Origin of the sequence: Microbacterium azadirachtae (assembly GCF_000956545.1) — a bacterium.
GTDB classification, from domain to species: domain Bacteria; phylum Actinomycetota; class Actinomycetes; order Actinomycetales; family Microbacteriaceae; genus Microbacterium; species Microbacterium azadirachtae.
Genome location: NZ_JYIT01000067.1, coordinates 37,080 through 50,140 on the forward strand (window position 1 = coordinate 37,080; position 13,061 = coordinate 50,140).

Below are 13,061 nucleotides of genomic sequence, written 5' to 3' on the forward strand. Positions count from 1 at the left end.
GGCCGGGGCTCACACGTCGTCGTCGTCCTTCTCCCACGGCCAGTGCGGGGCGCGCGCCGCGGTGCGGCGCAGGGCGATCGCCACCCATCCGGCGAGCAGGGCGGCCACCACGATCACCGCGCTCGCTCCCCCGAGCACCAGCTGCCCCGCCGCGGCAGTGGCGCCGACGGCACCTGCGCCCTCGGCCACAGCAGCGCCCCAGACGCCGCCGAGATGCACGAGCGCGGCGCCGAGCGCCAGGAAGACGGTCGCGACGAACGACGGACGCGCATCGGCGAGCACCACCCAGAGCGCGAGCGCGAACACCAGCACGGCGAGCACCATGCCCACCACCCCCGGCAGCTGCCCCAGTCGTGGCACCGAGATGATGTCGTGCTCGGCGAACAGGCTGAGCACGCCGAGGCCCATGATGGTCAGCGCGAAGAACGACACCACTCCGATGACCCAGGCGAGGACAGGCCGAACCCCCGCGGGCCGGGGCTCGCGGGGGTTCGGCGTGATGTCGTCCGTGATGGTCTCCTGCCCGGAGGGCGGTTCCTGCGGCTAGGGCAGCTGGGGACCGGCTTCGAGGACGCGCTCGTATTCGCGCTGCGCCTCCTCGTTCTGCGCGGTGCGGCGGGCGCCGGTGCGCGCGGCCCAGGCGCCGAACCAGATCGTGAGCTCGCGGCCGAAGATGAACGCGGCGATCGCGAGCGGGGAGAGCAGCTGCGCGTTCGCGAGGCCGGCGAGCTCGGATCCGCCGAGCTTCCAGAACTCCACGGAGCCGATCGCGCCGAGCACGTGCCCGCCGTAGGCGAAGGCGCCGACGATGATGCCGAAGACGACCCAGAAGCCCCAGCGGCCGCGGTTGATGATGCCGCCGAGGATCCAGAAGCCGATCGCGAAGGCGGCGACCGGGACCCACAGACCCGCCGACTTCAGGTGGTCGAGCAGGACCGGGACGAAGCCGTCGGTCGTGGAGATGTTGCCCTCGAACGCGGCGATGCCGAGCGTCGTGCCCAGGTAGAGGATCGCGAACGCGATCGCCGCCAGCAGACCGATGCCGAAGATCGCGCCGCGGTTGCCGCGCTCGCGGGGGGCCTCCGGTGCCTGCACGAAGATCGGAGGCGCGTCGACGGCCGCCGTCGCGACCGCGGCCGGCGGCGGCGCGAGCACCTGGGTGCGGGCGTCGTCGGCCGTGTCGACGCGGGTGGTCGCGGCGTCGATCGCGACCGTCTCCTCCACGACCTCTGCGGGGCGCACGGCGGGCGGCGGGGTGAACGTGCCCCCGAACGTGCCGGGGTAGGCGGCCTCCGCCTCCTCGAACGCGGCGAGCTCCGGGTCGACGGCCGGCTTCTCGGCGGCGGACTTCTGCTCCGCGGCGTGCTCGGGCGCGGGGGCGGTGGCATCCGCCGCGGCGCGCTCCGCCTCGGCGAGGCTCTCGTTGGCGCTCTGGGCGACGGCTGCGTGATCGGGCTGAGCGGCCGGGGCCGTCTCCTCGACCGGCTCGTGCGACGCGGATGCCTCCGCGGCGGCCGGGACGTCGGTGCGCGGGGCGGTGTCCGCCGTCTCGGCGGCGCCCTGGGCGTCCGCTTCGGGCGCGGCGGCCACGGCGTCGTCGACGTCGTGCGCCTGCGCCGGCTTCGAAACCTCGTGGTCACTCATGGGAGCTCCTCCATAGGGGATGCGGTGCTCCGAGGCTAGCTCCGCCGGGCGCCGGCACGGCGGAGGCGTGCCGGAAAGCGCCGATGCAGGTCCACCCGCCGTTCCGCGACGAGGAGCCGGGCACGCTCGCCGGATCCCGCACGCTCAGTGCGAGAGCAGGTCGCCGAAGTACTTCAGCATCACCGGCCCCATGGGCGCGGCGAGGTACACGAGGCCCGCGACCACGCCCGCGCAGACGACGCCGGCGAACCACGCCAGCGGCGTGCTGCGACCGCCGATCCGAGCCATGCTCCGAGCCTACGAGCGCCGAGGGCCGAGCGCGGGAGGGCGCGCGGATCCGGTCGCGCGCGTGTCGCCGGACGCCCCGGCGCACAGCCGCCCGAGCGTCCGGTCGGCGCTCTCAGCGCGCGTCCGGCGCCGCCACCCCGGGCAGCGCCCACGCGGCGAACACCGGACCGTCCGCCGCCAGGGCCACCGCGCCGTCGTCCGCGACAGCCAGCGTCGCGTCGCCGAAGAGCGCCGCGGCGCCGGCGGCACCCGCCAGGGCCCGCGGCGGGAGCGCGACGTCGGCGTCCCCGCGGGCGGCAAGCACGAGCACGGTCTCGGCCGCGGACTCTCGCACGAACACCACGCACTCGTCGTCGACGTGCAGCCAGCGCAGCCCGCCCGCGCCGAGCACGGGGTGCGCGCGGCGGATCCCGACGAGGTCCCGGTACAGCGCGATCCGCTCCGCCGTCTCGGGGCGGTCCTCGGACCCCCAGGGGATCGGCGTGCGGCTGGACTCCCCGTCGACCCCGGTGAGGCCGAACTCGTCGCCGGCGAACACCACGGGCAGGCCGGGCAGCGTCATCGACAGCCCCACGGCGACCGGAACGGTCCCGGGCGCCGCGTTCGTCGCGAAGCGCGCGGTGTCGTGCGTGTCCAACGGCTGCATGTTGCCCAGTCGCACGCGCCAGGGGATGCCGCCCGTGAAGCGCGTCATCGAGTCGACGAAGTCCCGCGCGGTGTAGCGCGGGATCCCGCCGATCTGCATCCCGAAGAACCAGCTCTCGGTGCGCTCCTCCCCCTCGGCGTCCAGGTACGGCGCGCCGTTCGGCTCGCTGAGCCAGGCCCACACCGGGCGCGTGAACGACGGGTACGTCATGGCCCCGTCCCAGCCGTCGCCCTGCAGGTCGCTCGTGGCGTCGTTCGTGGACTCGCCGAGCAGGATCGCCTCGGGGTTGATCCCGCGCACGGTGTCGCGCAGGAGCCGGCGCACATCGGCGTTCAGGTCGATCGCGCCCAGGCGTCCGGTCATGTTCGCCACGTCCACGCGCCAGCCGTCGGCGCCGTACGGGGGCTTGAGCCAGTGCGCGACGGCGGAGTCCTCCCCGGTGATGAAGCGCTCCCGCAGCTCGTCGCTCGCCCAGTCGAACTTGGGCAGGCTGCGTGCGCCCAGCCAGCACTCGTACTCGGTGTTGTCCTCGTCGGTGAAGTAGTAGAACTCCTCCTCGGGAGCGCCGGGATGCCCGAAGGCGGCACGGAACCACTCGTGACGGTCGCCGGAGTGGTTGCTGGTGAGGTCGCCGATCACCCGGATCCCCCGGGCGTGCGCCTCGTCGATCAGGCGCGCGTACGCCTCGTCGCCGCCCAGCAGCGGATCGATGCGGAGGAAGCTCGAGGCGTCGTAGCGGTGGTTGGACGCGGCGGGGAACACCGGCGTCAGGTAGAGCAGGTTCACGCCGAGCTCCACGAGATGGTCGAGGTGCTCCACGACGCCCGGCAGGTCGCCGCCGTAGAACTGCTGGGCTCGCCCAGGCATGACCGGGTCGACCGGGGTGTCCCACTCGGCCGGGATCGCCCAGTCCGGCGTCGGATGCAGGTCGGCCTGGGCCGAACGGGCGAAGCGGTCGGGGAACACCTGGTACATCACCGACCCGTGCAGCCACGCGGGCGGGGCGGCCTCGGCGACGAGGGCGAAGTCCTCGGCGTCGAGCGTCTCCAGCCGGTGGATCCCGGTCTGGTTGAGCCACTCCACGCGGCCGTCCGCGTGCTGCAGCAGGAACCGATAGCCGTGGCGCGGGTTGCGCACGGTCACCGGCGCCTCCCACCACTCCCACCCGTCGGCGGCCCCGATGCGCTCGGCATCGGTCCACTCCGGCTCGTGGTCGGGGTTCGAACGGGTGCGCACCGCGACGAGCGGGCCGTAGCCGTCGGGCACGCGCAAGCGCACCCTGACCACGTCGCCGAGGGCGGGCGCGTCGTCCGAGACGTGCAGCGGGGATCCGTCGTGGTGCGGGAGGAGGTCGGTCATTCCGGGCCTTTCGTGGACGGCGGCAGCCCGCCGTATGTGCGACGTGGTTGCACGGCCGGTGCCGTGACAGAGCCCTCGGATTGTGATCGGGAACGCGGATCGCGTTCGAGGGAACGCTACTTCACACTGCCGGCGGTCAGGCCGCCGACGATGTACTTCTGCAGCGAGAGGAACAGGATCATCGGCAGGACGGCGGCGAGGACGGCCCCGGCCGCGAACACCGCGTAGTTCTTCGCATCCGTGGAGACGTACTGGTACAGCCCCACGGCGAGCGTCTGCTTCTCCGGGGAGATGAGCACGGTGGACGCGATCAGGAAGTCTCCCGTGATGCCGATGAACGCGAGGAGGCCGACGACGGCGAGGATCGGCGCCACGAGGCGCAGGATGATCGTGAAGAAGATCCGGGCATGGCCCGCACCGTCGATCTTCGCCGCCTCGTCGATCGAGGCGGGGATCGTGTTGAAGAAGCCGTACATGAGGAACGTGTTCGCCCCCAGTGCGCCGCCGAGGTAGACGAGGATCAGGCCGATCTGCGAGTTGAGGCCGAGGGCGGGGAAGATGTCGCCGATCGCGGACATCAGCAGGAAGATCGCCACGATCGCGAGCAGCTGCGGGAACATCTGCACCAGCAGCAGGGTCATGAGCCCCGTCCGGCGGCCGCGGAAGCGCATGCGCGAGAAGGCATATGCGGCGAGCGCGCACAGGAAGACGCTGAACACCGAGGCCAGCACGCCGATGAAGATCGTGTTGAGGAACCATGCGCCGTACGGCCGGGACGGATCCTGGAACAGCTGCACGTAGTTGTCGAGGCTGATCTTCGAGAACAGCCCGTTGGTGCTGAGGAGCGTCCCGCCCGGGTTCAGCGACGCCGACAGCACGTAGACGAGCGGGAAGCCCGCGAAGACGAGCATGACGATGCCGATCAGGTGCCGCCAGCCGGTCTCGCGGAACCAGCGGCCGAACGGGCGTCGCGTGCGCGGCGCGGCCGGCGCGAGGAGGGCGGCGGTCGCGGTCGAGGCGTCGGACGTGGTCGATGCGATGTCGGTCATGTCAGTTCAGATCCTCCAGCACCTTGGTCTGCCGGAACCCGATCAGGGAGATCACGGCGACGAGCACGAAGATGATGATCGAGAAGGCGCTGGCGAGCCCGTAGTCCCGCTCGGAGCCGACGAAGGCGACCTTGTAGACCATCGAGATGAGCAGATCCGTGGACCCCACGTTGATGCCGGCGCCGGTGAACTGGGGACCGCCGTTGGTGAGCAGGTAGATCAGCCCGAAGTTGTTGAAGTTGAACGCGAACGACGCGATCAGCAGCGGGGCGACCGCCACGAGCAGGAGCGGGAACTTGATGAGCCGGAAGGTCTGCCAGACGCTCGCCCCGTCCACCCGCGCGGCCTCGACGACGTCGTCGGGCAGCGACTGCAGGGCACCGGTCGTGACGAGGAACATGTAGGGGAATCCGAGCCACAGGTTCGCGATGAGGATCGCCCCCTTGGCCAGCCAGGGGTCCGTGAGCCACGGGATCGACGCACCGCCGAGCACCACCTGGTTGATGAAGCCGAAGTCCTTGTTGAACAGCCCGGCCCAGACCAGGGCCGACAGGAACGCCGGGAACGCGTAGGGCAGGATCATCACCACGCGGTAGTACTTGCGGCTGCGCATCCTCGGGTCGTTGAAGACGATCGCGAGGAAGAGACCGAGGATGAACGTCGTCGCGACCGAGAGGATCGCGAACGCGAAGGTCCACAGCAGCACCGCGAAGAACGGTCCGCGGATGGACTGGTCCGAGAAAGCGCGGACGAAGTTCTCGCCCCCGACCCACACCTGCCAGCCGGGCAGCAGCGCCTTGCCGTCGGCGGCCGTGAACGCGCCGTGGCCGGTGTCGCGGTAGACGACGCCCGTCTTGGCGTCCGTCATGGTGTCGGCCTTCGGATCCCACTTCAGGGACGAGGTGAACAGGTACGCCTTGGATCCGTCGGTGGTCTTGAGGTAACCCGTGTTGAGGTCGTCCGAGAGCGGCACAGAGAGGGCGGCGATCTCGTCCTGGTGGGCGATGACGCCCGCGAAGTCGAGCGTCGTGAACCCGGGAGCGCCGTCCGCGGTGATGCCCGGCTCCGCAGAGAGCGGACGGTCTGCGCCGCCGATGACCGGTTCGCGGCTGTCCGGCGCGGTGGTGAGGAAGAAGAACTTCCCGTCCTTCTCCAGCACCTTGACGGAGAACGTCGGCGAGTCGGCGACGCGGGTCTGGGACTGCAGGAGCAGTGCCTGCACGGCGTCGTCCTTGGTCGAGTTGTGACCGGATCCGTAGTTCGTGAAGGCGACGTAGCCGGAGTAGAGCACCACGAAGATCTGGAAGATCAGCAGGAACACCAGTCCGGGCGTCAGATACTTCGCCGGCAGGAGGCCCGGCACCAGATAGACGACGTTGATCGCGACGACGCCCACGGCGACGAGCACCGCCGGCGTCCACTGCGCGCTCGCGGCGAGCGCGATCACCGCGTAGAGCGCGAGCGCGTCGATCACCCCGAGCGCGACGATCTTGATCGCCCACACCTTCCAGCCCGCGGACGCGGCCTCCGCATATGCGGCGGCTCGGCGCTGGCGGCGGCTGCGCGCCTTCTCCTCGGCGGACACGGCCGTCTTCTCCTGCACGGCAGGACCCGTCATCTCGACCCCTTCACAACGTCGTCAGCGGGAGGGTGCGGGGAGGCGTCGACGGCGCCTCCCCGCACCGGGTTCACGAGAGGATCAGCCGATCTTGGTCTGGATCGCCTGGGACATGGTCGTCCAGGTGCCGACCGGATCCGCGCCCTTGATGATCGCGACCTCGGACTTGCCCCAGTCGTCCCACACGGAGCCCATCTCGGGCACCGAGGGCATCGGCACGGCGTTCGCGCCGACCTTGGCGAAACCGGCGACGGCGGGGTCGGACTGCGCGGCCTGGAACGACTCGGTCAGTGCCGGCGGACGGCCGCCGGCCTTGTAGAGCGCCGTCTGCACGGACGGGGTGGCGAGGTAGTTCACGAGGAACTCGTTCGCGGCGAGGGTGTTCTTCGACTTCGCGTTCACGAAGAACGCCTGCACGCCGGCGAACGGACGGGCCTCCTGGCCGCCGGCACTGGGGATCGGATCGACGGAGACCTTGATCCCGGCCTTCTCGGCGTCGGGCAGGTTCCACGGACCGCTGATGAAGTAGGGCGCCTCGCCGGCGTTGAACGCGGCCTTGGCGAGGTCACCGGTCAGGCCGGGGTTGAACACGCCCGCGGCGCCCTGCGCGCCGAGCCAGGTGGCGAACTTCTGCCCGGCCTCGTCGCCGATCGTGAGCTTCTTGGCGTCGTAGCTGCCGTCCGCGTTCTGCGCGAAGACCTGGCCGCCGAACGACGTCTCGAACGGGTAGGTGTGGTACGCGTCGCCGGTCGCGGCGTCGAGGCCGATCAGGAACGGGTACTTGGTGCCCGCCGCCTTGCCCTTGGCGATCATCTCGTCGTAGGTGGCGGGGGTAGAGTCGGCGAGCGCCGTGTTGCGCAGGATCGCGATGTTCTCGATGGCGTAGGGCAGACCGTAGACCTTGCTGTCGTAGGTGACGGCGGAGATCGCGACCTTCTCGAACTTCGAGGCGGAGTCGCCGAGCTCGATCGGCGCGACCAGGCCGTCCTTCACGAAGGAGCCGATCCAGTCGTGCGCGCCGATGGTGACGTCGGGGCCCTTGCCGGTGGGGACCTGAGCGGTGAAGTCGTCGCGGATCTTGCCGAAGTCCTTGACCACCAGGTCGATCTTGATGCCCTTGTCCTTCTGGAAGTCGGCGGCGACCTGCTTCATGGCGGCCGCGCGGTTGGAGTCGACCCAGACGGTCAGCGTCCCGGCGTTCTTGGCACTGTCGGACGTCGAGCTCGCGGAGCCCGCGCTGCCGCCGCAGCCGGTCAGCGCCAGTGCGCCGGCCACGAGGACCGCGCCGAAGCCGACGATGCTCTTCCTGTTCACCTTCATCGGTGTACCTCTCTCGGTGCTGTGGAAGCGCGGATCGACGACGATCGGGTCCCCCGCGGCTTGCGGCGCGCTTCGCCTGCGCATTGCAAGCGTTTACAGTATGCGATGAAGATCCGCCTCGTGCAACGCCCCTTGCACTCTCATCTCTGGACAGCAGGACGGCGAATGCGCGATATTCCCCGATTCCTGGGCGTGGCCGCGGGACTTGCGGAGTACGCAAGCGTTTACAACAATGTTCCGAACGATCGTCATGCGCCCGCTCCCCCTGCCCGGCCGACGCCTCGGACCGATACCCTTCCTTGACCCGAATCTCAGGAGGCCCCGTGGCTGACATCGCCGATGTGGCGCGGCTCGCCGGTGTGTCCACGGCGACGGTGTCGCGAGCGCTGAACGGCAAGACCGCGTCGGCGGCGACCCGGGAGAAGGTCCTCGCGGCGGCCGCCGAGCTCGGCTACGTCATCTCGTCCAACGCGTCGGGTCTCGCGTCGGGGCGTACCCGGCACATCGGGTTCATGGTCCCCTTCATCGACCGCTGGTTCTTCACCGACCTGCTCACAGGCATCGAATCGGTGCTGCTGAGCCAGGGCTACGACGTGACCCTCTACGACCTGCAGGGCAACGATTCACAGCGCGACCAGGTGTTCGGCAGCTCCCTGCGCCGCGCGAGCATCGACGGCCTCATCGCCGCGAGCATCGAGCTGACCGGCGACGAGATCCGCGCGCTGCGCGCCCTCGGCAAGCCCGTCGTCAGCATCGGCGGCTACATCGAGGGCGCCACCGCGGTCGACGTGGACAATGCGCGGATGGCGACGCTCGCCACCGAGCACCTCCTCTCGCTCGGACACACCCGGATCGCGTACGTCGGCGCCGGACGCACGATCGCCAGCGCCTTCCAGCTGGGTGACGCCCGGTACGACGGGTGGCTGTCCGCCATGCGGGCCGCGGGCCTCGACGGGGAGGAGTCGGGCTTCTGGGAAGCCGACTTCGACATCCCCTCGGGCTACGCGGCGGCGAAGGCGCTGCTCGCCCACGACCGGCCGACCGCCATCTTCGCCGCGAGCGACGAGATCGGGATCGGGTGCATCCTGGCCGCACGCGACCTCGGGCTGCGGGTGCCGGACGATCTCTCCGTGGTCGGGATCGACGACCACAAGCTCTCGGCGTTCTTCGGACTGACGACCCTCGCTCAGGATCCCGCCGGTCAGGGCCGCCTCGCCGCGCACCTTCTGCTGGCGCAGCTGGACAATCCCGGAGCCGCCCCCGAGCACCGCACGCTCACTCCGCGGTTCGTCGTGCGCTCGTCGACCGCGCGCCCCGGCGGCGCCGTGCACGGAACCGCCTGACGCCGTCGCTCGTTACACTGCCTGTATGGCTGACAGCTCATTCGACATCGTGTCCAAGGTGGATCGTCAGGAGGCCGACAACGCCCTCAACCAGGCCCGCAAGGAGATCGAGCAGCGCTACGACTTCAAGGGGGTCGGCGCGTCGATCGCGTGGAGCGGCGAGAAGATCGTGATCCTGGCGAACTCGGACGAGCGCGCGCGTGCCGTGCTGGACGTGTTCCAGTCCAAGCTCATCAAGCGCGGCATCTCGCTGAAGAGCCTCGAGTCCGGCGAGCCCACGGCGAGCGGCAAGGAGTTCCGGCTCGAGTCCACCCTCAAGGAGGGCATCAGCTCCGAGAACGCCAAGAAGATCGGCAAGATCATCCGCGACGAGGGCCCCAAGTCGGTGAAGTCGCAGATCCAGGGCGACGAACTGCGCGTGCAGTCCAAGAGCCGTGACGACCTGCAGGCCGTGATCGCGCTGCTCAAGGGATCCGACCTCGACCTGGATCTGCAGTTCATCAACTTCCGGTAGAGGAGAACGACTGATCGAGGATCTCGAGCCACGGTCAGCAAGGAGTCCGCAGAATCGGCACGTCGGGCGGCTCGAACCGTCGCCCCTGCGACATGTTCCCGCGTTCCGGCGACAGGCGCCCGGTTGCCGCGTCCTGCCGGGGGCTACGGTGGCTCCGCCGCCGGGGCAACTCCCCAGTTCTCGGTGGCACCCGGTATCCGATTCCCCGGTGCCGGCGGGTTCGCATCATGGGGACCGCGAACCCTGCTGGTGGCTCCGTCCGTGTCGACGGAGCCACCACCTCCCCCACAGCGACGAAACCGCCGTGTCTCCGCTGACGTCGCGGTATCGGCGCCAACGCGTCCTGTGTCACGTTTGGACGCCCGTTCGGGCGACGCTTCACACGCACGCCGACGCACACGCGCATGCGCCCACCCCTGCTGATCGTTGAGCGTGTCGACAGGCGCGGATCTGCCCGAAGGTCGTCCTGGCGACAACTTTCAACGTTCCCCCGTCACGGGGTCGCCCTCCGTCGACCCTCCCCCTGAAGGATGAGCCGAGCACGGCGAATACCCGACGCGATAGCCGCGTCATTCGTCGTGCCGAGTCATCACCGTTCCTGGGGAGGAAACACATGTCTGAAACGAAGACTGTGAAGCACATCGATCGCCGCGCTGTCGTCAAGGGCGCCGCTTGGAGCATCCCGGTCGTCGCCGCGGCCGCGGCCATGCCGCTCGCCTCTGCATCCACGCCCGCGTGTCCGACGTGCATCAAGGCCGGGTTCCCGATCATCGGAGGCATCATCTCCGGTGCGTGGACCTCGCAGGCCGTCGTCGCCGGCAACAAGGGCACGATCGCGTTCCCGTCGATCTTCGGCCTGGACGCCACGCAGTGCGGGATCAGCTTCACGAACATCTTCCAGCCGGCCTTCACTTACATCGTGACCCAGGCGACGCTGACGATGTCCGATGGCAAGACCTACAATTCGGCGGTCGGCCTCGGGGCAGGCGCGGGCAATATCTCGACCGTCGGCGCCATGCCGGGCGCGTTCGTGTTCACCAATGTGTCTCTGCCCAACGGCGGCGCGGTCGGCGGCTTCGGCAACTACACCGACGTCCCGACGAAGCTGACCGTCACCGTGCAGACGACGCTCCAGTACGGGATCGGCCTCTCGATCCAGTGCCCGATGGTGCTCACGTGGAATCTGCACGGCGTCGCGACCGGCCTCGTCGCCTTCGGCGCCGGCACCGTCAACTTCAGCGGAACCGCCACCGTCTGAGCCGGGAAGAATGTCGCAAGGCGACGTCGGTTGACGTCGATTCGACCTTTTCGCGACAAGATTCCGGAGACGCAGGAGACCCGCGTAATCGGATCGCTCTCGTGTGATCTCATCCAGTGCACGGCTTCCGCGCTGCCCGGCTCCCAGATGCCGACCAGCGTTTTCCCGGGCTGTGCAGCGCCACGGGGGGGGGTGGTAGGTGCGGCCGGTTGTCCCAGCCGGTCGCACCGCATACTCCCCTCTTCCCGCGTCGGCCGGGCGCAGAACGTGTCGTCCGGAGCCACCCCTTCTGGTTCCCCGACGACCGGGCATCGGGACTCCCCTCTCGATGCCGAACGTTCGCCTTCTGGGGAAGGGCGAACGGCCGGTGGCTCCAACCGAGGGGGGAAGGAGCCACCGGATCCTCGCGCGAATCGACCGCTCCGGCCGCGCTGTCGATCGCAGCGCCCCTCGTTCGTCATCTCCGTGAACGGAACCGACGACCTCCGAAGGGACATGTCATGGACGACTTCCACATCACCGGCGTCCGCACGGTGAGCATCCCGGTGAACGATCAGGACGCCGCGCTGCGGTTCTACCGCGGACTGGGGTTCGCCGTGCTGCGCGACACCCCGACGCCGAACGGCGGGCGCTGGATCGAGCTCGCACCGGGCGACGAGCAGGTGATCCTCACGCTCGAGCCGGCGGATCCGGAGGTGCATCGCGGCGCGATCGGCATCCGGTTCACCTCCGACGACGTCGACGCCACGCACGCGGCCATGCTCGCCGCGGGTGTGGAGGCCGACGAGATCCTGCGCTGGCCGGGGGTCCCGCCGATGTTCGCCTGGCGCGACCCCGATGGAAACGCCTTCTCGGTCACCGGCCCCGCCCCCGCCCAGGACGGAGCGGCGTCGTGAGCACCGTCGGCCCGCTGGACATCGCCTTCACGGCCATGCTCGGTCGCGTGCGGGAGGGCGACACGTGGATCTGCGTGCAGCTGCCCGACTCGGCACGGATCTTCGGCACGCGCGGCCTGGTGAAGGTGTCGGGCACGGTCGACGGCCATCCCTTCGACGGCGCCTTCATGGCGCTCGGAGACGGCACGCACAAGCTCCCGATCTCGGCCGCCGTCCGCCGGGCGATCGGGCGGGGCGAGGGCGACGAGGTGACCGTGCACCTCACGCGACGTCGCGGCTGAGCCGCCGATCGTCGCGGGACCGTTCGGCACGGAAAACACCCTTGCCGTCGCGGAACAGCGTTTCAGCGTCGCAGAACGCGCGTTCGCTTCGACGCTCCGAACCGATATTTGGGTTTGACTGGTCGGAGTGGGATAGTGCTGTTCTGGGGAAACTACTTGGGGGTAGTGATGGACGAACGCGGTCCGCAATCCGGCGTGGGCCGGGCGCTTCTGGGGGCGCCGAAACAGCTTCTCGCCGACGAGGTCTATCAGAGGGTCGGGGCGTCGATCATCGACGGCACCCTGCCGCCCGGCCACCGCATCAGAGACGCGGAGCTGGCAGAGAAGTTCGGCGTCTCGAGGATGCCGATCCGGGAGGCGCTCCAGCGGCTGGAGCGGGTCGGTCTCGTCGAGATGCACCCGAGCCGGTACACCCAGGTCACGGAGGTGCCTCCGCAACTGACCGAGAAGACCCTCGAGTACGCGGGATACTTCGGCGGCGCCGTCGCCGCGATCGCGGTGCCGCGGCTGACCGATACCGAACGGGAGCAGGCGGCCGCACTGGCGCGCGCCCTGGACGAAGGCCTCGACGACCCGACGGTCCTCGCAGCGCGGCGCAGCGAGCTCCTGCAGTACCTCTCGCGGCACTCGGACAACGAGATCCTCGACGCGGTGCTCGACCAGACGAGCATGCCCCTGTCGCGCAACCTCCGCCCGTGGACGGTGGAAGGCGCCGAGCGCGAGCAGATGCGGGAGATCCACGCCGCACTCGCGGAGGCGATCCTCGCCGGGGACGGTCACGCGGCCGAGCACTTCCTGCGCGCGATGCACCACGTCGCCTGAGCGGCGCGTCGGGCCGTCCGGCG

At 69.9% G+C, this 13,061-nt stretch carries 13 protein-coding genes; 6 read left to right on the plus strand and 7 right to left on the minus strand.

Annotated elements, in window-relative coordinates; genetic code table 11:
- Positions 1-9 precede the first annotated feature (9 nt).
- From RL72_RS06120 to RL72_RS06145, 7 genes are all read right to left on the minus strand, one after another.
- Positions 10-432, minus strand: coding sequence for a DUF6121 family protein (locus RL72_RS06120; protein ID WP_091481699.1), 423 nt, complete (start codon positions 430-432; stop codon positions 10-12).
- A gap of 111 nt (positions 433-543) precedes the next feature.
- Positions 544-1,644 carry an ABC transporter gene (locus RL72_RS19110; RefSeq protein ID WP_156156719.1) on the minus strand — a complete coding sequence of 367 codons (1,101 nt, stop codon included), beginning with the start codon at positions 1,642-1,644 and terminating at the stop codon, positions 544-546.
- 144 nt (positions 1,645-1,788) lie between these two features.
- The gene (locus RL72_RS19755) at positions 1,789-1,932 is read right to left on the minus strand and encodes a hypothetical protein (protein WP_156156720.1); all 144 of its coding nucleotides are present in this window, start codon (positions 1,930-1,932) and stop codon (positions 1,789-1,791) included.
- Between the two features lie 112 nt (positions 1,933-2,044).
- Positions 2,045-3,937: a glycoside hydrolase family 13 protein gene (locus RL72_RS06130; RefSeq protein ID WP_045249933.1), complete on the minus strand. Its 1,893-nt coding sequence runs from the start codon at positions 3,935-3,937 to the stop codon at positions 2,045-2,047.
- A gap of 116 nt (positions 3,938-4,053) precedes the next feature.
- Positions 4,054-4,986: a sugar ABC transporter permease gene (locus RL72_RS06135; protein ID WP_045249934.1), complete on the minus strand. Its 933-nt coding sequence runs from the start codon at positions 4,984-4,986 to the stop codon at positions 4,054-4,056.
- A gap of 1 nt (position 4,987) precedes the next feature.
- Positions 4,988-6,604 (minus strand): ABC transporter permease subunit, encoded by a 1,617-nt coding sequence (locus RL72_RS06140; protein ID WP_045249935.1) that lies wholly within the window; start codon positions 6,602-6,604, stop codon positions 4,988-4,990.
- Positions 6,605-6,685: 81 nt separating this feature from the next.
- Complete coding sequence (locus RL72_RS06145; protein WP_045249936.1) at positions 6,686-7,924, minus strand: sugar ABC transporter substrate-binding protein; 1,239 nt, start codon at positions 7,922-7,924, stop codon at positions 6,686-6,688.
- A gap of 323 nt (positions 7,925-8,247) precedes the next feature.
- Here RL72_RS06145 and RL72_RS06150 point away from each other — a divergent pair, with 323 nt between their 5' ends.
- The 6 genes from RL72_RS06150 to RL72_RS06175 all read left to right on the plus strand — a co-directional run bounded on the left by RL72_RS06150 (position 8,248) and on the right by RL72_RS06175 (position 13,038).
- Complete coding sequence (locus tag RL72_RS06150) at positions 8,248-9,267, plus strand: LacI family DNA-binding transcriptional regulator (RefSeq protein WP_045249937.1); 1,020 nt, start codon at positions 8,248-8,250, stop codon at positions 9,265-9,267.
- 25 nt (positions 9,268-9,292) lie between these two features.
- Positions 9,293-9,781, plus strand: a complete 489-nt coding sequence (locus tag RL72_RS06155; protein ID WP_045249938.1) for a YajQ family cyclic di-GMP-binding protein — start codon at positions 9,293-9,295, stop codon at positions 9,779-9,781.
- 613 nt (positions 9,782-10,394) lie between these two features.
- Positions 10,395-11,039 carry a hypothetical protein gene (locus tag RL72_RS06160; RefSeq protein ID WP_156156721.1) on the plus strand — a complete coding sequence of 215 codons (645 nt, stop codon included), beginning with the start codon at positions 10,395-10,397 and terminating at the stop codon, positions 11,037-11,039.
- A 500-nt stretch (positions 11,040-11,539) separates the two neighbouring features.
- A complete protein-coding gene (locus RL72_RS06165; protein ID WP_045249940.1) occupies positions 11,540-11,935 on the plus strand; it encodes a VOC family protein in 396 nt (131 codons plus the stop codon).
- The gene (locus RL72_RS06170; protein WP_045249941.1) at positions 11,932-12,216 is read left to right on the plus strand and encodes a DUF1905 domain-containing protein; all 285 of its coding nucleotides are present in this window, start codon (positions 11,932-11,934) and stop codon (positions 12,214-12,216) included. Before RL72_RS06165 ends, RL72_RS06170 begins: the two co-directional genes overlap by 4 nt.
- Positions 12,217-12,384: 168 nt before the next feature.
- Positions 12,385-13,038, plus strand: a complete 654-nt coding sequence (locus tag RL72_RS06175; RefSeq protein WP_045249942.1) for a GntR family transcriptional regulator — start codon at positions 12,385-12,387, stop codon at positions 13,036-13,038.
- Positions 13,039-13,061 lie beyond the last annotated feature (23 nt).

Bases quoted from the DNA above. Each gene is read 5' to 3' on its own strand.
- RL72_RS19755 (WP_156156720.1), bottom strand. From the start codon at position 1,932: ATGGCTCGGATCGGCGGTCGCAGCACGCCGCTGGCGTGGTTCGCCGGC.
- RL72_RS19110 (WP_156156719.1), bottom strand. From the start codon at position 1,644: ATGAGTGACCACGAGGTTTCGAAGCCGGCGCAGGCGCACGACGTCGAC.
- RL72_RS06135 (WP_045249934.1), bottom strand. From the start codon at position 4,986: ATGACCGACATCGCATCGACCACGTCCGACGCCTCGACCGCGACCGCC.
- RL72_RS06140 (WP_045249935.1), bottom strand. From the start codon at position 6,604: ATGACGGGTCCTGCCGTGCAGGAGAAGACGGCCGTGTCCGCCGAGGAG.
- RL72_RS06155 (WP_045249938.1), top strand. From the start codon at position 9,293: ATGGCTGACAGCTCATTCGACATCGTGTCCAAGGTGGATCGTCAGGAG.
- RL72_RS06175 (WP_045249942.1), top strand. From the start codon at position 12,385: ATGGACGAACGCGGTCCGCAATCCGGCGTGGGCCGGGCGCTTCTGGGG.
- RL72_RS06130 (WP_045249933.1), bottom strand. From the start codon at position 3,937: ATGACCGACCTCCTCCCGCACCACGACGGATCCCCGCTGCACGTCTCG.
- RL72_RS06145 (WP_045249936.1), bottom strand. From the start codon at position 7,924: ATGAAGGTGAACAGGAAGAGCATCGTCGGCTTCGGCGCGGTCCTCGTG.
- RL72_RS06160 (WP_156156721.1), top strand. From the start codon at position 10,395: ATGTCTGAAACGAAGACTGTGAAGCACATCGATCGCCGCGCTGTCGTC.
- RL72_RS06165 (WP_045249940.1), top strand. From the start codon at position 11,540: ATGGACGACTTCCACATCACCGGCGTCCGCACGGTGAGCATCCCGGTG.